Annotated in this window: 25 protein-coding genes; 17 read left to right on the top strand and 8 right to left on the bottom strand. The window is 71.1% G+C overall.

The genetic code is table 11. From position 1 onward, the window contains the following. Positions 1-10 precede the first annotated feature (10 nt). From ACTMTF_RS29310 to ACTMTF_RS29275, 8 genes are all read left to right on the top strand, one after another. The gene (locus ACTMTF_RS29310; RefSeq protein WP_441113565.1) at positions 11-1273 is read left to right on the top strand and encodes an MFS transporter; all 1263 of its coding nucleotides are present in this window, start codon (positions 11-13) and stop codon (positions 1271-1273) included. Then, positions 1270-1929, top strand: a complete 660-nt coding sequence (locus tag ACTMTF_RS29305) for a peptidyl-tRNA hydrolase (protein ID WP_441113564.1) — start codon at positions 1270-1272, stop codon at positions 1927-1929. The genes ACTMTF_RS29310 and ACTMTF_RS29305 overlap by 4 nt, the downstream gene beginning before the upstream one ends. Before the next feature lie 198 nt (positions 1930-2127). Next, positions 2128-2937 carry a hypothetical protein gene (locus tag ACTMTF_RS29300; RefSeq protein ID WP_441113563.1) on the top strand — a complete coding sequence of 270 codons (810 nt, stop codon included), beginning with the start codon at positions 2128-2130 and terminating at the stop codon, positions 2935-2937. A gap of 34 nt (positions 2938-2971) precedes the next feature. Then, on the top strand, positions 2972-4936 hold the full coding sequence (gene ftsH / locus ACTMTF_RS29295; protein WP_397003552.1) for an ATP-dependent zinc metalloprotease FtsH: 1965 nt from the start codon (positions 2972-2974) through the stop codon (positions 4934-4936). 69 nt (positions 4937-5005) lie between these two features. Then, the gene (locus tag ACTMTF_RS29290) at positions 5006-5563 is read left to right on the top strand and encodes a DUF937 domain-containing protein (RefSeq protein ID WP_441113562.1); all 558 of its coding nucleotides are present in this window, start codon (positions 5006-5008) and stop codon (positions 5561-5563) included. Positions 5564-5572: 9 nt separating this feature from the next. Next, complete coding sequence (locus ACTMTF_RS29285; RefSeq protein WP_441113561.1) at positions 5573-6154, top strand: Maf family protein; 582 nt, start codon at positions 5573-5575, stop codon at positions 6152-6154. Positions 6155-6164: 10 nt separating this feature from the next. Then, on the top strand, positions 6165-6896 hold the full coding sequence (locus ACTMTF_RS29280; RefSeq protein WP_397003546.1) for an EI24 domain-containing protein: 732 nt from the start codon (positions 6165-6167) through the stop codon (positions 6894-6896). A gap of 100 nt (positions 6897-6996) precedes the next feature. Further along, complete coding sequence (locus tag ACTMTF_RS29275) at positions 6997-8076, top strand: DUF4192 domain-containing protein (protein ID WP_441113560.1); 1080 nt, start codon at positions 6997-6999, stop codon at positions 8074-8076. On the opposite strand, the gene ACTMTF_RS29270 is transcribed toward ACTMTF_RS29275, so the two are convergent. Continuing rightward, a complete protein-coding gene (locus ACTMTF_RS29270) occupies positions 8073-8420 on the bottom strand; it encodes a hypothetical protein (protein WP_397003542.1) in 348 nt (115 codons plus the stop codon). The genes ACTMTF_RS29275 and ACTMTF_RS29270 overlap by 4 nt on opposite strands. 131 nt (positions 8421-8551) lie before the next feature. Between ACTMTF_RS29270 and ACTMTF_RS29265 the strand changes: the two genes are divergently transcribed. Both ACTMTF_RS29265 and ACTMTF_RS29260 read left to right on the top strand, forming a co-directional pair. Next, complete coding sequence (locus ACTMTF_RS29265) at positions 8552-9145, top strand: DUF1707 and DUF4870 domain-containing protein (protein ID WP_397003540.1); 594 nt, start codon at positions 8552-8554, stop codon at positions 9143-9145. Between the two features lie 225 nt (positions 9146-9370). Continuing rightward, positions 9371-10231, top strand: a complete 861-nt coding sequence (locus ACTMTF_RS29260; protein WP_441113559.1) for an oxidoreductase — start codon at positions 9371-9373, stop codon at positions 10229-10231. A 53-nt stretch (positions 10232-10284) separates the two neighbouring features. Here ACTMTF_RS29260 and ACTMTF_RS29255 read toward each other — a convergent pair whose 3' ends face one another. Then, positions 10285-11004 (bottom strand): CGNR zinc finger domain-containing protein, encoded by a 720-nt coding sequence (locus ACTMTF_RS29255; protein ID WP_441113558.1) that lies wholly within the window; start codon positions 11002-11004, stop codon positions 10285-10287. A gap of 99 nt (positions 11005-11103) precedes the next feature. On the opposite strand from ACTMTF_RS29255, the gene ACTMTF_RS29250 reads away from it, so the two are divergent. The 4 genes from ACTMTF_RS29250 to ACTMTF_RS29235 all read left to right on the top strand — a co-directional run bounded on the left by ACTMTF_RS29250 (position 11104) and on the right by ACTMTF_RS29235 (position 13269). After that, positions 11104-11550, top strand: coding sequence for a VOC family protein (locus tag ACTMTF_RS29250; RefSeq protein ID WP_441113557.1), 447 nt, complete (start codon positions 11104-11106; stop codon positions 11548-11550). Between the two features lie 48 nt (positions 11551-11598). Continuing rightward, positions 11599-12498, top strand: a complete 900-nt coding sequence (locus ACTMTF_RS29245) for a pyridoxamine 5'-phosphate oxidase family protein (RefSeq protein WP_441113556.1) — start codon at positions 11599-11601, stop codon at positions 12496-12498. After that, positions 12495-12689 carry a ferredoxin gene (locus ACTMTF_RS29240; protein ID WP_441113555.1) on the top strand — a complete coding sequence of 65 codons (195 nt, stop codon included), beginning with the start codon at positions 12495-12497 and terminating at the stop codon, positions 12687-12689. Before ACTMTF_RS29245 ends, ACTMTF_RS29240 begins: the two co-directional genes overlap by 4 nt. A 124-nt stretch (positions 12690-12813) precedes the next feature. After that, entirely contained in the window at positions 12814-13269 is a 456-nt protein-coding gene (locus ACTMTF_RS29235) for a nuclear transport factor 2 family protein (protein ID WP_441113554.1), read from the top strand. A gap of 24 nt (positions 13270-13293) precedes the next feature. Here the strand turns inward: ACTMTF_RS29235 and ACTMTF_RS29230 are convergent, their stop codons facing one another. The 3 genes from ACTMTF_RS29230 to ACTMTF_RS29220 form a co-directional block, all read right to left on the bottom strand. After that, entirely contained in the window at positions 13294-14235 is a 942-nt protein-coding gene (locus ACTMTF_RS29230) for a YbgA family protein (RefSeq protein WP_441113553.1), read from the bottom strand. A gap of 60 nt (positions 14236-14295) precedes the next feature. Next, complete coding sequence (locus ACTMTF_RS29225; protein WP_441113552.1) at positions 14296-15822, bottom strand: ATP-dependent DNA ligase; 1527 nt, start codon at positions 15820-15822, stop codon at positions 14296-14298. 161 nt (positions 15823-15983) lie between these two features. Beyond that, a complete protein-coding gene (locus tag ACTMTF_RS29220) occupies positions 15984-16358 on the bottom strand; it encodes an FKBP-type peptidyl-prolyl cis-trans isomerase (RefSeq protein ID WP_441113551.1) in 375 nt (124 codons plus the stop codon). Positions 16359-16425: 67 nt separating this feature from the next. On the opposite strand from ACTMTF_RS29220, the gene ACTMTF_RS29215 reads away from it, so the two are divergent. Next, positions 16426-17202 carry an SDR family oxidoreductase gene (locus ACTMTF_RS29215; protein ID WP_441113550.1) on the top strand — a complete coding sequence of 259 codons (777 nt, stop codon included), beginning with the start codon at positions 16426-16428 and terminating at the stop codon, positions 17200-17202. 37 nt (positions 17203-17239) lie between these two features. Here ACTMTF_RS29215 and ACTMTF_RS29210 read toward each other — a convergent pair whose 3' ends face one another. Continuing rightward, entirely contained in the window at positions 17240-18679 is a 1440-nt protein-coding gene (locus tag ACTMTF_RS29210) for a GuaB1 family IMP dehydrogenase-related protein (protein WP_441113549.1), read from the bottom strand. Between the two features lie 98 nt (positions 18680-18777). Here ACTMTF_RS29210 and ACTMTF_RS29205 point away from each other — a divergent pair, with 98 nt between their 5' ends. Beyond that, positions 18778-19230 (top strand): GyrI-like domain-containing protein, encoded by a 453-nt coding sequence (locus tag ACTMTF_RS29205; protein ID WP_397003518.1) that lies wholly within the window; start codon positions 18778-18780, stop codon positions 19228-19230. On the opposite strand, the gene ACTMTF_RS29200 is transcribed toward ACTMTF_RS29205, so the two are convergent. Continuing rightward, positions 19227-19760, bottom strand: a complete 534-nt coding sequence (locus ACTMTF_RS29200; protein ID WP_441113548.1) for a TetR/AcrR family transcriptional regulator — start codon at positions 19758-19760, stop codon at positions 19227-19229. The genes ACTMTF_RS29205 and ACTMTF_RS29200 overlap by 4 nt on opposite strands. A gap of 90 nt (positions 19761-19850) precedes the next feature. On the opposite strand from ACTMTF_RS29200, the gene ACTMTF_RS29195 reads away from it, so the two are divergent. Further along, positions 19851-21077 carry an FAD-dependent monooxygenase gene (locus ACTMTF_RS29195; RefSeq protein WP_441113547.1) on the top strand — a complete coding sequence of 409 codons (1227 nt, stop codon included), beginning with the start codon at positions 19851-19853 and terminating at the stop codon, positions 21075-21077. Here ACTMTF_RS29195 and ACTMTF_RS29190 read toward each other — a convergent pair. After that, positions 21057-22178, bottom strand: a complete 1122-nt coding sequence (locus tag ACTMTF_RS29190) for a CaiB/BaiF CoA transferase family protein (RefSeq protein WP_441113546.1) — start codon at positions 22176-22178, stop codon at positions 21057-21059. The two genes, ACTMTF_RS29195 and ACTMTF_RS29190, sit on opposite strands and share 21 nt — an antisense overlap. Between the last annotated feature and the right edge of the window lie 106 nt (positions 22179-22284).

The following is a 22284-nucleotide window of genomic DNA, read 5'->3' as shown; positions in this document are numbered from 1 at the left end:
AGATTGCGGGATGACCCTGAGCACCACCACCGAGCGTCCCCGGCTGCACAGGGCCTGGTTCGTCGCCGCCGTCGCGTTCGTGGCCATCCTGGGCGCCGCCGGCTTCCGGGCCACGCCCGGCGTGCTGATCACCCCGCTGCAGGACGAGTTCGGCTGGTCCAAGGGCACGATCTCCCTCGCCGTCTCGATCAACCTGGTGCTCTACGGCCTGACCGCACCCTTCGCCGCCGCTCTGATGGACCGCTTCGGCATGCGCCGCGTGGTCGCCTTCGCGCTGTTGCTGGTCGCGGCGGGGAGCGGGCTCACGACCCTGATGACGGCGAGCTGGCAGCTCCAGTTGCTGTGGGGCGTGCTCGTCGGGCTCGGCACCGGGTCGATGGCCCTGGTGTTCGCGGCGACGGTGACCGACCGGTGGTTCGTCCGGCACCGGGGGGTCGTCATGGGCGTGCTGACGGCGGCGGGCGCCACCGGACAGCTCATCTTCCTGCCCGTGCTCGCCCACCTCGCCCAGGGGCCGGGCTGGCGGGTGGCCTCGCTGACCGTCGCCGGGGCGGCCCTGGCAGTGGTGCCCTTCGTCTGGTGGCTGCTGCGCGACCGTCCCGAGGACGTGGGCACCACTGCCCTGGGAGCGGATCCGGACGAACCCCGTACCATCCCTGCCACCACGAACGCGGCGGTGCGCGCGCTGTCCGTGCTGCGGTCGGCGGCGCGCACCCGCCCGTTCTGGTTTCTCGCCGGCGGCTTCGCGATCTGCGGAGCCAGTACGAACGGGCTGGTCAGCACCCACTTCATCCCGGCGGCGCACGACCACGGCATGGCTGAGCCGGCCGCCGCCGGGCTGCTCGCGATCATCGGGATCTTCGACATCGTGGGCACGGTCGCCTCGGGCTGGCTCAGTGACAAGGTGGACCCCCGGATGCTGCTCGCCGTCTACTACGGGCTGCGCGGGCTGTCGCTGATGGTCCTGCCGAGCCTGTTCGCCGCCACCACTGAGCCCAGCATGCTGATCTTCATCGTGTTCTACGGCCTGGACTGGGTGGCGACCGTGCCGCCCACGGTGGCGCTGTGCCGCAGCATCTACGGCAGCGACGGGGCCGTGGTGTTCGGCTGGGTGTTCGGCTCCCACCAGGTGGGCGCGGCGATCGCCGCCGTCGCCGCCGGGCTCACCCGCGACCAGCTCGGCGTCTACGACCTCGCCTGGTACGGCGCCGGCCTGCTCTGCCTGGTCGCCACCGGCATGTCGCTGGCCATCAGGCATGCTAAGAAGCGATGAACGACTCAGAACTGATGGTCCTGCCGCTGGTGGTCAGGATCGAGAGGGCCACCCCGCCCGAGCGCACCGACGCCATGGAAGCGGCCGCGACGGCCGTGCTCAGCCTGCTCGACGACCCCGGTGAATGGGTCGCGGAGCTGCACGACTGGGAGGTCACCGGGAAGATCCGCAAGGTGGTGCGCCGGGCCAGGGGCGCCGAGTGGCGCAGGGCGGTCGCGCTGCCCGGCCGGACCATCGAACATCGCACGGCCGAGGTGCGCGTGCACCCGCCCGTGCCGCTGGACGCCTGGCCGCGGGACCTGGCCCGGCTGCAGGTGTCCGGCACGGAGCTGACCGACACCGCCGAGCCGGGGCCCGCCACGCCGCCGATCCTGTGGGCCAACCCCGGCCTGTCGATGTCGGCGGGCAAGGCGATGGCCCAGGCCGGGCACGCCGCCCAGCTCGCCTGGTGGGTCAGCGACGCCGCCGAACGCGCCGCCTGGCGGGCGGCGGGGCTGGCGGTGTCCGTGCGTACGGCCGCCGGTGACGCCTTCGCGGAGAAGATCGCGGCGGGGCTGCCGGTGGTGCGCGACGCCGGGTTCACCGAGCTCGAGCCGGGTTCGTGCACGTTCGTCGCCGAGGCCCCCTGGCTCTACGGGAGGGTCGCCCGATCTTGACCGAGATACCCCCGCAGAAGGCCGCACAAATGTCAAGATGACACTTCGATAGCTTCTGGCGCGGAACAGGGGAATTTGTCGTACGCTCCCGTCGTGCTCGATGGGGATGATGAGACCGAAGGTTCCCTTGTGAGAACCGAAGACAGACCGGGAACCCCTGTTTCCTCGCCCCGGCGCTCCCGTATCGGTGATCTACGGATGCGGGATGTCTACCGGGGGCTCGCCGTGGTCGCCGCGCTGGCGGTCGCCGGCGTCGCGGTGGTCATGGCGCTCCCGTCGAGGCCGGACGAGGCCGGCGCCCGGCCGGTCGCCGCGCCATCGGCCGTGCCTGCCTCGTCCGGCCCACCACCGTCCGCCGGCACGGAGCCGATCTCGGCCGTCTCCGCCTCAGCCTCCGCGTCGGCCTCGCCGACGCCCAGCGCCAGCCCGACCGCCAAGCGGACGCCCACCCCCGGCGCGTCGCTCGCCCCCGGCTACACGGCCATGGAGGCCCTGTACGCCGACACCCGCGTCCCCAGACTGACCGGCAAGGTCAAGCGCCTGTCCCTGCCCGCCGGGACCAAGCACCTGATCAAGGACAACCGCAGCGGCCTGGCCGTGCCCAACCTCGGCAAGCCGTGGAAGACCTACCGCGCGGCGCCGTTCACCAGCCGGCAGATGCTGCCCAAGAACCGCCGCGACAGCCGGCGCGGCATGCTCCTGACCTGCCCGCTGCCCATCGAGGCGCAGGAGACCCCGCGAGACACGGCGCTGCTGGCCGCCCGGTGGACGCTCAACCACCACCCCAGGGGCGCCAAGATCCGCTGGCTGGCCTCGCAGCGCGCCAAGGACGGCTGGATGCTGCTCTATCAGGTCACTTACGGCAAGCGCAGCAGCCGGGCGGCCGTCGTGGTATCGGATGGCGGAATGGCGAAGCCGGGACTGGCGTTTGTGACAGTGCCGGACACGCAACGCAACCGCTGGCGCGAGATCAGCCGCATAGTCGCCGGGGTGCGTGACCTGGGTTAGAGCTCATCGACTGCGGCGTGACGGGGGATTGACTGTGGAACGCGCTGGATCGCCGCAGGTGCCCAACGGCAAGAAGATCAAGCCGCCGTGGCGTGCCGAAGGGCTTCCAGGCACGCCAGGAGGGCGTCCCAAGATCAACTGGTGGCGGTTCGCCATCACGCTGCTGGCGGTCTACGCCGCCTTCTTCTTCGTCTCCTCCTTCTTCGACAGCGCCCCGGTGGAGACGGTCTCCTACACGGAGTTCACCAAGCAGGTGGACGCCAAGAACGTCAAGGAGATCTACGCCACCGGCCTGTCCGTCGAAGGCAAGCTGAAGGCCGCCGCCACCGACCCGGCCAGCGACAACCAGTCCTATACGGAGTTCCGCACCGAGATCCCCACCTTCGCCAACACCGACCAGCTCTCCCAGCGGCTGCAGTCGGCCAGTGTGGAGATCAGGGCCGAGCCGCTCGGCTCCGGCCGCGGCTTCTTCCTCAACCTGCTGCTGTCCCTGCTGCCCGTGCTGCTGCTGGCCGGGCTCTGGATCTGGATCATGCGGCGCGGCGCGAGCATGATGGGCGGCGGCGGGCTCAGCGGCCTCGGCAAGTCCAAGGCGGCCAAGCCGGTCGAGGCCGGTCAGGTGCGCGTCACGTTCGAGGACGTCGCCGGCATCGACGAGGTGGAGAACGAACTCGTCGAGATCGTCGACTACCTCAAGGACCCCGGCAAGTACCGCAGGCTCGGCGCCAAGCTGCCCAAGGGCGTGCTGCTCGCGGGCCCTCCCGGCACCGGTAAGACGCTGCTGGCCAGGGCCGTCGCGGGCGAGGCCAACGTGCCGTTCTTCTCGGCCAGCGCGTCCGAGTTCATCGAGATGATCGTCGGCGTCGGCGCGTCCCGGGTGCGTGACCTGTTCGAGGAGGCGCGCAAGGTGGCGCCGTCGATCGTGTTCATCGACGAGATCGACGCCATCGGCCGCGCCCGTGGCGGCGCGGGCGGCATCGGCGGGCACGACGAGCGCGAGCAGACGCTCAACCAGATCCTCACCGAGATGGACGGCTTCTCCGGCACCGAAGGCGTGATCGTCATCGGCGCCACGAACCGGCCCGAGGTCCTCGACCCCGCGCTGCTGCGCCCCGGCCGCTTCGACCGCACCGTCCAGGTCGGCCTGCCCGACGCGGCGGGCCGTACCGCGATCCTTCAGGTGCACAGCAGGGGCGTGCCGCTCGAAGGCGAGATCGGCCTCGAACAGCTCGCCAAGATCACCCCCGGCATGACCGGCGCCGACCTGGCCAACCTGGTCAACGAGGCGGCCCTGCTCGCGGCCAAGCGCGGCCGGGAGAAGGTCGGCATGGGCGACTTCGCGGACGCGCTGGAGAAGCTGCAGCTCGGCGCCGCCCGCAGCATCGTGATGCCCGAAGAGGAGCGCACCAGGACGGCCTACCACGAGGCCGGTCACGCGCTGCTGGGCATGCTGCAGGCCGGCGCCGACCCGGTCAGGAAGATCTCCATCATCCCGCGCGGCCGCGCGCTCGGCGTCACACTCTCCACCCCCGACACCGACCGCTACGCCTACGACGAGCGCTATCTGCGCGGCCGCATCACCGGCGCGCTCGGCGGCATGGCGGCCGAGGACGTCATCTACGGCGTCATCACCACCGGAGCCGAGAACGACCTGGAGCAGGTCACCATGATCGCGCGCGGCATGGTCGGCCGCTGGGGGATGTCGGACAAGGTCGGGCCGCTGACCATCCTGCCGAACGACGGCCAGCCGCAGGCCTCGCCCGCCACGCTCGCCATCGTGGACGAGGAGACGCGGCGGATCGTGGACGAGTGCTACGAGCGGGCGGTGCGGATCCTCACCGACAACCGCGACAAGCTCGAAGGCATCGTCGCCGCCCTGCTGGAGCACGAGACGCTGGACGAGGAGAGCGCCTACGCCGCCGCCGGGCTGCTGGGCGCCGAGAAGAAGGCCGAGCCCTTGGCCACCGAGAAGAAGGCCGAGCCTTTGGCGAAGAGTTAGCGCAAGGCCGGAGATAGACACAGGCGGTGCTGGGCACCTCTTCCTGAACGAAGATCGGGGGGACATGCCGTGACACTGACTGACGAGCTCCTCGCAGAGCTCGGCGATCCCGGCCTGGAACAGCTCGCCGGGATGCTCGGCACCGACGTCGGCACGGCCCGCTGGGTCCTTCAGGCGGCCGGGGGGATCATCGTGGCGGGCCTGGCCCGCAGCGCCGCGTACCCGGAGGGCGCCGAGGCGCTGCGCTGCGCGCTGGACGAGCACGTGGACACCGACCCGTTCAACAGCGACGTGGCGTCGCTGACGCGAGACGGCCAGCACATCCTGGCGCACGTGCTCGGCGGCCAGGGCGTCGAGTACGCAGCCGAAGGGCTGGCGCGTCTCGCCGACGCCGACGTGGGCGCTCTCATGAAGGTGCTGCCGCTGCTCGCCCCGATGATCATGTCGCTGTTCGCCGACCGGGCGATCAAGGCCGGCATGGACGCCCGGAGCATGGCCGCCGACCTGCGCCGGGAGCGTTCGGCCGGGCCCGCCGGGCTGGAGGACCTGATCGCCGGCGTACTCCAGGGCATCTTCGGCGACACCGTGGCGCCAGCGGCAGGCCGGGAGGGGGCGGGTGACCGGTAAGCTGGGGCGGTGATCGTCCTGGCCTCCGCCTCCGCCGCCCGACTGGCCCTGCTGCGCAGCGCCGGCCTCGACCCCAAGGTGATCGTGAGCGGGGTCGACGAAGAGGCGTTCACTGCCCACTCGCCCGCCGCGCTCAGCCTCGCCCTGGCCAAGGCCAAGGCCGCCGCGGTCGCCGAAGGCCTCGACGAGGGCCTGGTCATCGGCTGCGACTCCATCCTCGAGCTCGACGGCCGCCCCTACGGCAAGCCCGCCACCGCCGATGAGGTCGTCGAGCGCTGGCGGATGATGCGCGGCAGGACCGGCCGCCTCGTCACCGGCCACTGCGTGATCGACGTGCCGTCGGGCCGGCAGGCCGCCGAGGTGGCCACCACCGTGGTGCACTTCGGGCAGCCCTCCGAGGAGGAGATCGCCGCCTACGCCGCCACCGGCGAGCCGCTCCACGTGGCGGGGGCGTTCACCCTCGACGGGCGCGGCGGCTGGTTCGTCGACGGCATCGACGGCGACCACGGCAACGTCCTCGGCATCTCGCTCCCGCTGCTGCGCACCCTGTTCGACGAGCTGGGCTACACGGTCACCGCGTTCTGGCGCTAGCCTGCCGGGCATGCGATCACTGCGCGACTTCGCCTCCGGCGTCGGTTTCTTCATGCAGGGTGTGGGCTGGGTCGCCAGGAACGGCCGCTGGTGGCTGTTCGGGCTGATCCCGGCGCTGATCGCGTTCGCGGTTTACGTGGTGGCGCTGATCCTCCTCGGCACGAACGCGTCCACACTGGCGGAGTTCCTCACCCCGTTCGCCGACTCGTGGGGCTGGCGTGAGTTCTTCCGCGCCACCATCGCCGTCGCCATCGTGCTCGGTGGCCTGGCGGTGGCGGTGCTCACCTTCGCCGCGCTGACGCTGACCATCGGCGAGCCGTTCTACGAGAAGCTGTCGGCCAAGGCCGACGTGCTGGAGCACGCCGACGAGCAGCCCTGGTGGCGGACCCTGCCGCGGTCCATCAAGGACAGCCTGATCACGCTGGCGTACGTGCTCCTGTTCACCGTCCCGCTGTTCTTCCTCGGCTTCATCCCGGTGGTCGGGCAGACCGTGGTGCCGGTGCTCGGGGCCGCCGTCTCGGGCTTCTTCCTGACGGTCGAGCTCACCACCCTGGCACTGGAGCGCCGGGGGATGGCGCGCAAGGAGCGGTTCGCCCTGCTGCGCCGGAACAAGGCCGCGGCGCTGGGCTTCGGGGTGGTGGTCTTCCTGCTGTTCCTGGTGCCGTTCGTGGCGGTCATCGCGATGCCGGCCGCCGTCGTGGGCGGCGCCCTGCTCGTCCGTGAGCGCCTGGTCCCGGCGTAGGCGGCTCTTTTCCACAGGCTGAACGTCATCGCCGCCGCTCATCCACAGACGGCGAGGTCGGCCCTCGGGGAGCTGCCCCGCTCAGGCACTCTCCTTGTCCATGACGACCAACGCTCACGAGCCCTGCCTCACCCTGACCAGCCCCGCCGACGTGCTGGCCGCCGTGCCCTATCTGGTCGGGTTCCACCCGGTGGACAGCCTCGTCGTGATCGGCCTCGATCGCGGCCGGGCCAAGGTGGCGGCCCGGTGGGGGCTGCCGATGCCGCCGGGCACGTTGTCGCCGCTCGTGCCGCTGTTCGAGCGCGAGGCGGTGAGCGAGGTCGTCGTGGTCGGCTACGGCCCCGGCGAGCACGTCACGCCCGCGGTCGACGAGGCCAGGTCGCTGGCCGCGCGGGCCGGGGTGGAGGTGGGCGAGGCGCTGCGCGCGGACGGCGGCCGGTTCTGGTCCTATGTCTGCGACAGCACCCTGTGCTGCCCGCCCGAAGGCACCGCCTACGATCCGAGGTCCAGCCGGATAGCGGCCGAGGCGACGGTGCGCGGCCTGGTCGCGCTGCCCGACCGCCGGGCCCTGGAGCACACGATCGCGCCCGTCACCGGCCCCGTCCGGGTGGCGATGCGCAGGGCGACCGCCGAGGCCGTGCGCGACCTGCGCTCCCGGCTGATCGCCTGCGCCGACGCCGACGCCTTCGCGAAGGAGTTCACCGCCGAAGCACTCGCCAGGGTCCGCGCGGCACTGGTCGCCGATGGCCGCCTCGACGACGGGGAGGCGGCCAGGCTGGGCCTGGACCTCGCGGTGATCAGGGTGCGGGACGAGGCCTGGACGCTCCTTGAGGAGAGCCACGCCGGGCTGTGGAAGGACCTCACCCGCCGTCTGGAGCCGTCCTTCGTGCCGGCGGCGGCCTCGCTGCTCGCGATGGCCGCCTGGCGATCAGGGGACAGCATTCTGGCCACCATCGCCCTGGAGCGCGCCCTCACCGCCGACCCGCACTACTCCATGGCCAACCTGCTCATGCACGCCCTGCAGAATCTCATGTCCCCGGGCATGCTCAGCGGACGCCTGCCGACCCCGGCGGAGCTCGACACCGCCATGGGCGAGGCCCGGGCGAGCTGGCTCTTCCCGCTGCTCGACCGGATCGGCGAGGACGACCCGCCACCGGGCGTCGATGTCGCGTGCGGTTAGTCCAGGTTGTCCTCTTCGCGTCGGCGACGGTCGTTGTAGGCGCGCATGCGCTGGGGATAGCCCGTGAGCTGCACGTCATAAACCGGTAAGGCAAGGTCACGGGCCACCTTGCGGATCACCGCGGGGGAGCCGACCCTGCGCCGGGTCCATTCGCCGTCATCGGCGACGGCGACGGCCGTCGTGTCGGTCGCGAACGTCTCGGGCTCGACGTAGAACTCAACGCCACGCCGCGAACGGGCAAAGGCGATGAGCGCTTCGATGTCGGCGTCCGTCGCCTCACGATCGAACTTCGCGATCTTCGGGCCACGCCGCCGCCGGAGGCCGTAGCGGTCTCGCCATCTCATGGATCCTTTTTATACCGTCCAGCGGCTCGGCGCGTCGGGGTGATCTAGGGGATACCTCCGGGATTCACCCGATGCCACATTCGCCAGTCGTCACGCAGTATGGGAGATGACTGTCCGACCGAAGGAGAGGCATGGCTCTTATGGCTGGGGTACCCACACCCCCGAAGCCGGGACAGGTGCCGCCAGCACATCTGCGCGTCACCGACCAGGACCGCGAGCACGTGGTCGAGCACGTCCAGGCGGCTTACGCGGAAGGCCGCTTCGACAAGCTCGAATTCGACGAGCGCTTGGAGCGCGCCATGACGGCGCGTACGCACGGCGACCTGATGCCCATCATGTCGGAGCTGTACGGCACGAGGTCCGTGCCCCGGCTCGCTCCGCCCACGCCCCTGGCCGGCACGGAGGCGCCGCCCGAGAGCAACGAACGCCTCGGCGCGTCTGCGGCCCACCTGCTCGCCCTCCTCGGGTTCCCCATCATCGGCCCGCTCATCATGCTGCTGACGGGCGGCAAGACCTCGCCCTACATCCGGCGCCATGCCATGGAGGCACTCAACTTCCACCTCACGGTCACGGGCGCCACCTTCCTGCTGCCGTTCACCGTCATCGGCATCGTGCTCCTGCCGGTCATCTGGGTGGCCGCCATCGTCCTGTCCATCGTGGGCGGCGTCGCGGCCCTCTCCGAAACCGCCTTCCGCTACCCGCTCACGGTCCGGCTGATCAAGTAGCCACTCCTTCCGACTTACAACCCGCCTTCACGCGTTGAGGGCGGGTTCGTCGGTTTCTTTGGAGAGTCGTACGGGGTCTCACAGTCGTGGCGGGCCCGGCGTCGCCCGCGCCGGCGGGGTGGCTTCGGGTGCCCGACGAGCTTGGCAGGGTAGGTATGAGCCCGGTGCCGGCCTTGGGGTTGTCCGGTCCATGACCAGTCGCCGGGGACATCTAGGGTGGGCGTCGTGGCAACGGAACGGTGGGCATTGGGCGGCGACCTGAGCGTCGCGAGGATCGGGTACGGCGCGATGAAGCTGACCGGTTGGCCGAGGGGCGACAGGCCCAGCAGGGAAACAGCCCTGGCCATCCTGCGCCGGGCCGCGGCACTCGGGGTGAACCACATCGACACCGCGCACTATTACGCGCGTGACGGGGTGGCGGCCAACGAGTTGATCCGAGAGGCGCTGCATCCCTACCCGGACGACCTCGTGATCGTGACCAAGGTGGGAGCGCTGGTCGAGGGCTCCGACCTCGACCTCCCCGCCGATGAGAAGACCGGCCTCACCCCCGACAACCTGCGCCGTGGCATCGAGGCGAACCTGCGCACGCTCGGCGTGGACCGCCTGGATGTGGTCAACCTGCGGATGGGCGACCTCGACCGCAGCCGGACACCGCTGGCCGCGCCCCTGGAGACCTTGCTCGCGCTGCGCGAGGAGGGCCTGATCCGCCACCTGGGCATCTCCAACGTCAGCGCCGCCGAGTTCGCCGAAGCCCGCAAGATCGCGCCGATCGTCTGCGTCCAGAACCTCTACAACCTGTCCCGGCGCGATGACGACCGCCTCATCGACGCTTGTGCTGAGGACGGCATCGCCTACGTCCCCTTCTTCCCGGTCGGCGGCTTCCAGCCGCTCGCGGCCGAGCACCTGAACGCCGTCGCCGCCCGCCACCGCGCGACCGCACCGCAGGTGGCCCTGGCCTGGCTGCTGACCCGATCTCCGAACATCCTGCTCATCCCCGGCACCGGCTCACTGGACCACCTCGAAGAGAACATCGCCGCCGGCACGCTGAGGTTGAGCTCGGAAGACATCGCCGAACTCGTCGGGTAAGGACGGGCCGGACACTCCCGGTGCCAGGCCGACGGGCTTGTGGTGTGGACGGGTCAGAGGTGCCGCACCTTGGCGTAATGGCGGGCCGCTCGTGCTCGGTTGCCGCAGCCGCCTGAGCACCACTCCCGTCGTGTCTCGCGGACGAAGTGCAGCATGCAGCCAGGCCCCTGGCAGGCGTACACCTTGTGTCGTGACGGTCCGCCGAACAGGATGATCGCGTCTTCGGCGATCGCGGCGAGCACGGCTGCCACGGGGCGACCGGCGGTGCACACCACCACCTGGGGTTCGGCTTGCCCAGCAGGCCGGTCGGCGCCGTCCTCACCAGGCCCGACTGGCCGGTCGGCGCCGTCCTCATGTGCATCGACCGGCTGGTGAGTGCTGTCCCTCAGCTGTTCGGCCGGGTGGGGGGTGTCGTGCTGGGCGAGGCGTAGTTCGTGCCAGCGGGGGGTGTGACGGGCGTGGTGGTTGAGGGTCGCGATCGCGTCGGGGGCGGGGCTTCGGCCGGATGCGGCTCCGGCCGCCAGGCGGCGGATGGCCTCCCGGGACTCCAGGGCGAGGCGCAGGTCGTCGGGGGTCACGTCGAGCAGGTCGGCGTCCGTCAGGGGGATCGCCAGGCGTGGGCGTACGTCTCGCAGCCAGGCCGCGAGGTGCTCGACGGTCTCCAGGCCCTCCTTGGGATGGCCGCGTACCGCATAGGCGGTGTTGCCGAGTTCGATCGGCAGCGGCTCGCCCAGGAGCGGGGCTCCACCGCTGGTGAGATCGGCGACTTCCATACTTCTAACGGTACCGGCCGTTTGACTCCGTGAGAAACATGCGCAACTATCTAACGGAAGGAGTCCACGTCAACCATTAGAAATCTTCGGAGGCTCAGTATGAGCACGCTCAAGACAGGTCATGTCGGCCTGAACGTGACCGATCTCGCCCGTTCGACCGCCTTCTACCGTCAGGTCTTCGGCTTCGAGATCCTCGGAGAGCAGACCGAAGGCGCACGCAGGTTTGCCTTCCTCGGCCGTGACGGCACCCTGCAGGTGACCTTGTGGCAGCAGGGCGAGGGGGCGTTCGCCACGAACCTGCCCGGACTGCACCATCTGTCGTTCCAGGTGCCCGACCTCGAAGCCGTGCGGCACGCCGAGGCCGTCCTGCGTGATCTGGGCGCGGAGCTGGTCTACGACGGGATCGTTCCGCATGGCGAAGGCGCGTCCTCCGGTGGTGTGTTCTTCACCGACCCCGACGGCATCCGCCTGGAGATCTACGCCCCGGCCGGCGTCGATGCCGCGCCGGCGCCCACGCAGGGCGCGCCGACCTGCGGGTTCTTCTAAAGCCAGTGATCCCGGGCCGACGCGGCCCGGCCTCGACCAAGGAGCGTCATGCGTCACGAAGGCGAACAGCTCGTGCAGCGCCGCGCCGGCGTCACCGCCGGCCGCTTGGGGTCGGCCGGTGTGCGCGCCGCCATCCCGCCGGTGGCCGCGGAGTTCCTCAGCCGGCAGCGCCTGCTGGTGATCGGCGCGGCCGCCGACGACGGGACGGTCTGGGCCGGGCTGCTCACCGGCCCGGAAGGCTTCACCACCGCGCCCGACCCCCGTACCGTCGTCGCGAACCTGTCGCCTCGCGACGGTGATCCGCTCGCCGGGTGCTTCGACACCGAGCGCGACATCGGCATGCTCGCCATCGACCCGGCCGGCCGCCGGAGGATGCGGGTCAACGGCAGAGCCCGTAAGGACGGCGACCGGCTGCTCGTGCACACCGAGCAGGTGTACGCGAACTGCCCGAAATACATCCAGACCCGTACGGTGACCGAGGAGGACCCGCCCACGGCGACCACGACGGCGCACACCACCCGCACGCTGGACGCCGACCAGCTGCGGTGGATCGGCGCGGCCGACACGTTCTTCGTCGCCACCCACGCGGCCGGGCTGGGCACTGACGTGTCACACCGCGGCGGTAATCCCGGCTTCGTCACCGCGACCGGCGACCGGCGGCTCACCTGGCCCGACTACGTCGGCAACTCGATGTACATGACGCTGGGCAATCTTGAGCTCGACGCGCGCTGTGGCCTGCTGTTCGTCGACTGGGAACGTGGTCACACGCTGCACCTGACCGGCCGTGCCCGCGTGGACTGGTCGCCGGAGCGTGCCGCGGCGGTGCCCGGCGCCCAGCGGCTGGTCGACTTCGACGTCGAACAGGTCGTCCAGGTCACCGGCGCCACCCGGTTGCGCTGGTCGTTCGGCAGCTACTCCCGCTTCAACCCCGCCCGGAAGGACTCATGATGCGCGTCGCCGTCGACATGGCGCTCTGCCAGACCCACGCCCAGTGCGTCTTCGCCGCCCCCGAGGTGTTCTCCCTCGATGAGGACGACGAGTTGGTGTACGACGCCACGCCGGACGGCGCCGATCAGCGTGCCCTCGACGAGGCCGTCCGGGCCTGTCCCGTACAGGCGATCGTCGTGGACTGGGACTGAAGGCCGGATGACCCGCCCGGCCGCTGACTCTTCGCGACCGTCTGCTCACCCTTCGCCTACGATCGTCTCATGATCGCTCGCGCAGGCTGCCCGATCACCGCACGTTGAGCACCAAGGAGTACGCATGACGCGTCCGCCTGTCCCGCCCTTCACCGCCGAGACCGCCCAAGCCAAGGTCCAGGCCGCCGAAGACGCCTGGAACACCCGCGACCCCGAGCGCGTGGCCCTGGCCTACACCCCGGAGTCGGTCTGGCGTAACCGCGACCGATTCGTCACCGGCCGCGAAGAGATCGTCGCCTTCCTGACGCGTAAATGGGAGAAGGAGCTCGACTACGCGCTCCGTAAGGAGCTGTGGGCCTTCACCGGCGACCGCATCGCCGTGCGCTTCCAGTACGAGTCGCACGACGCCGACGGGCAGTGGTGGCGCAGCTACGGCAACGAGTTGTGGGAGTTCGACGAGAACGGGCTGATGGCGCGCCGGGAGGCGAGCATCAACGATCTCCGGATCACCGCCGCGGAGCGCCGGATTCTCGGCCCACGCCCGCAGAACGAGCACGGCCTGCCGTTCCCCCTCGCCTGACCGGCCGCAGTCTGCGAGCCGGGGTCACGGCGCGATGTGGTTGCGCAGGGCCAGCTCGTCCGGGTACGGGCGGAAGTACGTCTGCTCTTCCAGATAGGCCGCCTTCTCGCCGCGTGCGTGGTGGCGGAGCAGCGCTGTCGGCACGCTGAGCGCCACCTGCCTGTCCCGGTACGACTTGATCACGTCGAGGAGGTCGTCGCGGCGGAGGTCGTCCAGGTCGAGCATGCCGAGGCAGTGCTGCAGGGCGTTCACGTGGCGTCCGACCGTCGTCCTGTGGGTCAGCGCCCGCTGGAACGCCTCGGCGTACTCCACAGCGAGCTCGTCGCGGGGACGGGTGCCGGACGCGGCGGCCAGACGGCCCGTCTCCTGGTAGGACGTGTGGGACATGATCTGCATCTTGTGCCGGGCCTGGAAGGCCATCAGGTCGCGCGGCCGCCAGTCGCCGTCGAGAAGGGCGCGGAGCCGGGCATGCGCGAAGACCCGCTCGACGAACGCCTCACGCAGGACCGGGTCGTGCAGCCGCCCTTCGTCCTCCACCGGCAACAAGGGGCGGGCCTCCAGCACCGCGGCGGCGAACAGGCCGCGCTGCCGATGGTCGACGACGGTGCGGTCCCGGTGCAGTGCCACGCCGCGGACCCCGCAGCTCGGGCTCCTGGCCTTGAAGACGTAGCCGTCGGCGTCCAGCCGGGGGATGCGGGAGGCGGCCAGCGCGTTGATCGACTCGGTGTGGTCCTGGCGCGTCCTGCCGGCGATGAGCCGGGCGCCCTCCGGCGACTCCTCGAGGTGGAGCGTGTCACGGGGCGTGCCCAGCCCGATCTCCATCTCCGGGCAGATGGGCACCCAGTCGACATGCTCCGAGAGCAGGTGGCGCAGGAAGCGGTCCTGGCTGTGGCCGCCGTTGTACCGCACGGGAGCGCCGAGCAGGCAGCTCGAGACGGCGATCCGCGGCCGTGAACTGTCCCCCATGTCTGCTCCCTTCCCCGAACCGCCGCGGCGACGCGACCTGGGGGCATCACCTGACCGGTGTCAGACCATCAGGGAACGGACTGTCTCCACGGTGTCGGCATCCTCGGGACGTTTGTCGGGGCGGTAGCGAAGGACGCGGGCGAAGCGCAGCGCCATGCCGCCGGGATAGCGCGGCGAGCGCTGCACGCCGTCGAAGGCGATCTCCACCACCAGCTCGGGGCGGAGGGGGACCGTCCACTCGTCGGCGGGGCCGTCGGCCAGCTCCAGGAAGCGCTCGGTCTGCCAGGCGAGGAGCTCGTCCGTCAGACCCTTGAAGGTCTTGCCCAGCATGACGAAGCCGCCGGTCTCGGGGTCGCGGGCGCCGAGGTGGAGGTTGGACAGCTTGCCTTCGCGGCGGCCGTGACCCCATTCGGCGGCCAGGACGACCAGGTCGAGGGTGTGCCGGGGCTTGACCTTGATCCAGCCGGCGCCTCTGCGGCCCGCGGCGTAGAGGGAGGTGAGCGACTTGACCACCAGGCCCTCGTGGCCCGCCTTGATCACCTCGGTGAAGTATCCCTCGGCCTCCGTCACGTCGGAGGTGACCAGGCGGGGGGTGAGCAGGCCCGGCGGGACGGTCCGGGCGAGGATCGCCTGCCGCTCGGAGTAGGGGAGGTCGAGCAGGTCGGCGCCGCCGACCCGGAGCGCGTCGAAGAAGAACACGTGCAGCGGTGTCTCCTCGCGCAGCCGGACGACGTCGATCCTGCTGCGGGTGCGGGCGGCCGTCACCTGGAAGGGGTGCGGGCGGCCGTCCGGGCGCAGGGCGATCACTTCGCCGTCGAGCACCAGGTCGTCGACGGGCAGCGCCAGCACGGCCTCCACCAGCTCGGGGATCTGGGCGGTGATGTCGTCGAGGGTGCGGGTGAACACCTTGACCTCCGCGCCGGAGCGGTGGGCCTGGACGCGGATGCCGTCGAGCTTCCACTCCAGGGCCGCCGGGGCGCCGGCCTTCTCCAGCGCGGCGGCGACATTGGGGGCGCTGCCGGCGAGCATCGGGGAGACGGCACGGCCCACCTCCAGCTTGAAGGCCCGCAGCCGCTCCACCCCGCCGGCCAGCGCGGCCGCGCCGACCGCGGGCAGCCAGCCGCGCAACGTCAGCGCTCGCCGCACGTCGGCGGACGGGGCGCCGGACGCCTTGGCGATCGCCTCGATCATCACGCCGTCGAGCGCGCCCTGCCGCAGCTCGCCGCCCAGCAGCTTGAGCATGAACGCCTGCTCCTGGCTGGTGAGCCCGGCGAACAGCTGCGTCACCAGGGCCTTGCGGGCCGCCTGCGAGCCCTGGCCGGACACCGCCTTGATCTTGCTCAGCAGGGCGTCGACGTCGGTGAGCGTGGCCGTGGCGGCCAGCTTGGGGCGCGGCAGGTCCTGCAGCCCGCGCCAGCCCACGCCGACCTGGCGCTGCGGCAGCTCGCCCGACAGGTAGGCGATGGCGATCTCCGCCTCGCCGGCGCCCACCCGGCCGAGCAACTCCGCCAGGTGGCCGACCTTGCCGAGCCGTGCGGACGTGCGCGTCACCGCTTCGGACACCCGGACCACGTCGATCAGAAGCACACCGCTATCGTGCCTCACCCCGGCGACAATTCGGCAACCTGGGCAGCGCCGTGATCAAAGCGCCGTGATCGAAAGGCCCCTGTTCGGCCGGGGGAAAGGGGCCGGGGAGTGGGCAGGGCCTGGAACCGCAGGGGTCCGGGTCCTGCCCACTGGGTGGTGGGTCAGCGTACGCCGAGGAGGTCCACGACGAAGATGAGCGTCTCACCCGGCTTGATGCGGGCGCCGGCGCCCGCGTTGCCGTAGCCGAGGTGCGGCGGGATGACGAGCTTGCGCCGGCCGCCGACCTTCATGCCCGCGACCCCCTGGTCCCAGCCCGCGATGACCCGGCCGCCGCCGAGCGGGAACTCGAAGGCCTGGCCGCGGTTCCACGAGGCGTCGAACTCCTCTCCGGTGGAGAAGGCGACGCCGACGTAGTGGACGCTCACGGTGTGACCCGGCTTGGCCTCGGGGCCGTCCCCCACGACGATGTCCTCGACCTTCAGCTCGGCGGGCGGGTTGCCCTCCGGGAAGTCGATCTCCGGCTTCTCGAGTGCCACGAAGTGCTCCTGATGACGATGGGAATGAACCCGACGACTCTATGCGGTCGGGATATGGTCATCGTCCATGGCCGCCCTTTCTCCCGATGCGATCCTGCTCACCGGACGCGTAGCCGTGGTCACCGGAGCCGCCCGGGGGATCGGCCGGGCCATCGCGGAGGCGTTCGAAGCCTTCGGCGCCCAGGTCGCGGTCTGCGACCGGGACAAGCCACGCCGTGACCGGGCGAACCAGGGCAAGGGTGGCGCCCTGGCGATGACGCTGGACGTGCGGGACCCGGTGGCGGTGGAGGTGTTCGCGCGGGCGGTGGCCGAGCGGTGGGGCCGGGTGGACGTGCTGGTCAACAACGCCGGCGGGACGTTCCACGCCCCGTTCGCCGACGTGTCGGCCAAGGGCGAGCGGACCCTGATCGAGGAGAACTTCACTCAGGTCACCGGCATGATCCGGAGCATGCTCCCGCTCATGGGCGCGGGCGCGTCGATCATCAACGTCACCTCCAGCGAGGCCCATCAGGCGGCCCCCGGGTTCGCCGTCTACGCGGCCATGAAGGCGGCGCTGGAGAGCTTGACGAGGTCGCTGGCGCTGGAGCTGGCCCCGCGCGGCATCCGGGTGAACGCGATCGCCCCCGACGCCCTGCCCACGGAGGGGGAGTCGGGGGTGCGGGAGAGCATGCCGGCCGGCGAGTTCGATCCGGTACGGGTTCCGCCGCTCGGCCGGCTCGGCGACCCGGGTGACGCGGCGGGCGCGGCGGTCTTCCTGGCCGGTGACCTGGCCAGGTTCGTCACGGGCGCCACCGTGCACGTGGACGGCGGCATCCACGCGGCGGGCGGCTGGCGGCGCGTCTGACGGTCACCGGCTTCTGAGGGTCACCGGCTTCTGGCGGTCACCAGCTCTGGTGCAGCGGCATGCCCTCCGCGTAGCCGGACGATCCCTGGATGCCGACGACCGCCCGCTCGTGGAACTCCTCCAGGTCCGCGGCGCCCGCGTAGGTGCACGAGGAGCGCAGCCCGGCCACGATGGCGTCGATCTGGTCCTCCACACTGGGCCGCCGTGGGTCCAGGTACATCCGCGAGGTGGAGATGCCCTCCTCGAACAGCGCCTTCCTGGCCCGGTCGAACGGGCTGTCCTCGGCGGTGCGCAGCCGCACGGCGCGGGCGGAGGCCATGCCGAAGTTCTCCTTGTACTTGCGGCCGTCCGCGTCGGTGCGGGCGTCGCCCGGCGACTCGTAGGTGCCGGCGAACCAGGAGCCGATCATCACGTTCGCCGCTCCGGCCGCGAGCGCGAGCGCCACGTCGCGCGGGTGGCGCACGCCGCCGTCGGCCCACACGTGCCGTCCCAGCCGGCGGGCCTCGGCCGAGCACTCCAGCACGGCGGAGAACTGTGGCCGGCCGACGCCGGTCATCATCCGGGTGGTGCACATCGCGCCGGGCCCGACGCCGACCTTGATGATGTCGGCGCCCGCGTCGACCAGGTCGCGCACCCCGCCGGCGGTCACCACGTTGCCCGCCGCGACCGGCACGCCGGGGTCGAGCGCGCGCACGGCCGTCAAGGCGGAGATCATCTTGTCCTGGTGGCCGTGGGCGGTGTCGACGACCAGGCAGTCGACGCCGGCCTCCAGCAGTTCCTTGGCCTTGGCGGCGACGTCGCCGTTCACGCCGACGGCGGCGGCCACCCGGAGCCTGCCCTCGGTGTCGAGCGCCGGGGTGTAGAGGGTGGCGCGCAGCGCGCCGGTGCGGGTGAGGATGCCGACCAGGCGGCCGTCGCCGTCCACGATGGGCGCCAGGCGGTGGCGGCCGTCGTGCAGCCGGTCGAAGGCGGCGCGCGGGTCGAGCCCGGCGGGCAGGGTCAGCAGTTCGCTGGACATCACCTGGGCGAGCTGGGTGAACATGTCCACGCCCTGGCAGTCGGCCTCGGTCACCACGCCGACCGGCCGGTTGTCCCAGTCGACGACGATGACGGCGCCGTGCGCGCGCTTGGGCAGCAGGCGCAGCGCCTCGCCGACGGTGTCGTGGGGGGTGAGGGTGAGGGGGGTGTCGTGCACCAGATCGCGTTTCTTCACCCAATCGATGACGTTGGCGACGACGTCGAAGGGGATGTCCTGCGGAATCACGGTGATGCCGCCCCTGCGCGCGACGGTCTCCGCCATCCGGCGACCGGCCACCGCGGTCATGTTGGCCACGACGAGCGGGATGGTGGTGCCCGTGCCGTCGTGGGTCGAGAGGTCCACCGCGAGCCGGGAGGTGACCGCCGAGCGCGACGGGACCATGAACACGTCGCTGTAGGTCAGGTCGTACTGCGGTTCCATGCCGTTCAAGAATTTCACGTTCATCCATCTTATGAGGTGACAGGGTCACCAAGGGATTTCCCCCTTTCTCGGTGGCTTATGATCGGCCGGGGTACTTATGGGGGATGGAGAGGCGTGTGGACGTCACAAATCGGGACGAAGTGATCGTCGTCGGCTTTGCCGTACGGACCACGAACGCCGACGAGCTCGACCCGGCACGGGCGAAGCTGCCCCCGCTGTGGCAGCGGGCGGGGGCTCCGGGCGCGTTCGCGCACGTGGCCGGTCGCGTTGACGAGCGCCTGTACGCGGTGCTCACCGACTACGAGAGCGATCACCACGGCGCCTACACGCAGATCGTCGGCTGTGCCGTGCGCACGGTGCCGCGACTGCCCGAGGGCATGGTCGCGGTGCGCGTGCCCGCGGCCCGGGTGCTCAAGGCCGAGGCGCGCGGGCAGATGCCGCAGGCGATCGTCGACGCCTGGCAGCGGGTGTGGAAGCACACCGAGTCCGGGGGCACGCCCGCCCGGTCCTTCACCACCGACCTGGAGGTGCACCACCCCGACGGCGCCGACCTCTACGTGGCCGTCTAGCGGCCCGTCATCCCCAGCGCGGCCAGCGCCGCCTCGACGGCGACGGGCCGCACCTCCGCCGTCGTCAGGTGGGCGTACACCACGGTGCAGTCGGCCATCCCGCCGAGCGCCACGGTCGCCCTGATGTGCTGCTCCTGGGTGATCTCGGGGCCCAGCAGCAGGGAGATGATCTCCCGCCGCCAGGCGAACATGCGCTCGGCCAGGTCGGTGTGGGACAGGACCGCCAGGTCGCGCACGAGCATGACGATGATGTCGCGGTGCTGCCAGCTGAGGTCGAAGTAGTCCTCCAGCAGCTCGCGGGCGTCACCCGGTTCGAGGTCGGCCACGAACTGGTCCATGTCGTCCACCAACGGCTGGATGATGCTCCTGACGAGGTCCTCGCGCGAGGCGAAGTGGTAGTAGAGGGCGGGCTTGGTGATGCCCAGCTCGTCGGAGATCTGGCGCAGGCTGGTCTGCTGCACGCCCTGTCGTACGAACAGCTCCCGCGCCACCGCCTGGATGCGCGCCTTGGTGTCACTGGGCCTGGCCATGGACCCACCCTAACGCTTACCTATCGTTAAGTAAGTCCTTGTGTTCACGGCGAACCCTGGCTTACCATCCGTTAAGTAAGGAGGTTCGCCATGAACGTTCTCATCTCCGGCGCCAGTGTCGCCGGGCCCGTGCTCGCCTACTGGCTGACCAGGTACGGCTTCACCGTCACGGTGGTGGAGCGGGCGCCCGCGTTACGCAAGGCGGGCGGCCATGCCGTCGACCTGTTCAGGCCGGCCATGGACATCGTCGAGAAGATGGGCGTCCTGGACCGCGTCCAGGCCGGCAGGACCGGCACCGAGCGGCTGACCCTGTGGACACCGGGCCGCGCCCGGCCCGTGGAGCTGGAGCTGCGCAAGCTGATGCCGGCGGTCTCCTCCCGGCACGTCGAGATCATGCGCGACGACCTGAGCGAGATCTTCTACGACGCCACCCGCGACGACGTCGAGTACGTCTTCGACGACTCCATCACCTCGATCTCCGAGGCCGGCGAGGTGACCTTCGAGCGCGGCCCCGGCAGGGCCTTCGACCTGGTGATCGGCGCCGACGGCCTGCACTCGAACGTGCGCCGCCTCGTCTTCGGGCCCGAGTCCCGTTTCACCACCTGGATCGGCGCCTACCTGGCCGTGGTCTCCCTGCCCGATCACTTCGGGCGCGACGACCGGGTGGAGGGCGTCGTCGGTGTCGGCCGGATGGCGGCGTACGGCGCGGCCCGCCCGTCCGACGCGCGGGCCGCCTTCTTCTTCAGGACGCCGGAGCCGCTCGACTACCACCACCGCGACGTCCCCCGGCAGAAGGAGCTGCTCCGCGAGCACTTCGCCGACCTGGGGTGGGAGGTGCCCAGGCTGTTGCGCGAGCTGGACTCCACGCCCGCCTTCTACTTCGACTCCATCACCCAGCTCCACCTCGACACCTGGTCGCGCGGGCGGGTCACCCTGGTGGGCGACGCCGGTTACTGCCCCGGCCCCGCCGTCGGCGGCAGCACCAGCCTGGCCGTCGTCGGGGCGTACGTGCTGGCGGGTGAGCTCGCCGCGGTCGGTGGCGAGCCCGCGCGGGCCTTCCCCGCCTACGAGGCCGAGCTCGGCGCGTACGTACGGCGCAGCCGCGCGTTCGCCGTCGGGGTGGCCAAGCGGCTCGTCCCCCGCAGCCGCACGGACCTGTGGGCGCTCCTGCAGGGCATGCGGTTGATCAACCACCTCCCGGCCGGGCTGACCAGGGCCGTGAGCACGCTCGGCGCCAAGGGCGCGCGGCTGCACGACTCGTTCGCCCTCAAGGACTACGCGCGGTACGAGGTCGCGTCAGGCCAGCACTCCCTGTGAGCGCAGCTTGTCGGCCCGTTCCGCGCTGATCCCCCAGGAGGACAGGTCGTCGAGCCTGGTCGCGGGGGAGAGGTCCGGGGGCGGCGTGCCGAGCAGGCGCGGCGCGGGCGCCGGCTGGCTCCGGCCGCCGACCTCCACGAAGGCGCCCCGGGCGGTGTTGTGCGGGTGCTCCGGCGCCTCGGTCATGGACAGCACCGGCGAGACGCACGCGTCGGAGCCCTCGAACACCGCCTCCCACTCGGCGCGGGTCCTGGTCCTGAACTCCCGCGCCAGCCGCTCCTTCAGCGCCGGCCACTGCTCCCGATCGCCCCTGTCCGGCAGGTCCGTCAGCCCCATGAGGCTCACCATGGCCTCCCAGAACTTCGGCTCCAGCGAGCCCACCGCCAGATAGAGGCCGTCGGCGGTCTCGTAGGTGTCGTACATGGGGGCGCCGGTGTCGAGCAGGTTCGTGCCGCGAGGACCCCAGCCCCCGCCCTGCACCCCCTGGTAGAACATGGCGAACAGGATCGCGGACCCGTCGACCATCGCCGCGTCGATCACCCGCCCCTGGCCGGTGCGCCCGCGCTCCAGCAGGGCGAGCAACACGCCGTAGGCGAGCATGAGGCCGCCGCCGGCGAAGTCGCCGAGGATGTTGATCGGCGGCGTCGGCTTGTCGCCCTCGCGGCCGAGCATGGACAGCACGCCGGAGATCGCGATGTAGTCGATGTCGTGCCCGGCCGTCGGGGCCAGCGGGCCGTCCTGCCCCCATCCGGTCATCCGGCCGTAGACCAGCCGCTCGTTCACCGCGTGCAGGTCGTCGGGGCCGATGCCGAGCCGCTCGGCCACGCCGGGCCTGAAGACCTCGATGACCACGTCGGCGCCGCGGGTCAGGTCCTTGAACGCGGCCACGCCCTCCGGCGACTTCAGGTCCAGCCCGATCGTGCGCTTGCCGCGGTCCATGACGTCGGTCCTGGGCCGGTCGGAGACGGCGGCGACCCGGTCCACCCGCAGCACCTCGGCCCCGTGGTCGGCGAGCATCATCCCGGCGAACGGCCCGGGCGCGAGCCCGGCGAGCTCCAGCACGCGTATCCCGGCCAGCGGGCCCTGTCGGGCTTCGGACATGAACGACTCCTCAAATGACCTTGGGACGATCGCGACGGCATCAGTAGAACAACATTCGGTGAGTCGTGGCAAGGCGCCTTCCGGACCTGCCTTCAGACGAGCCACG

This window comes from Nonomuraea sp. ZG12 (assembly GCF_052068115.1).
Lineage (GTDB): Bacteria > Actinomycetota > Actinomycetes > Streptosporangiales > Streptosporangiaceae > Nonomuraea.
This window is presented reverse-complemented; position numbering and strand designations above follow the sequence as displayed.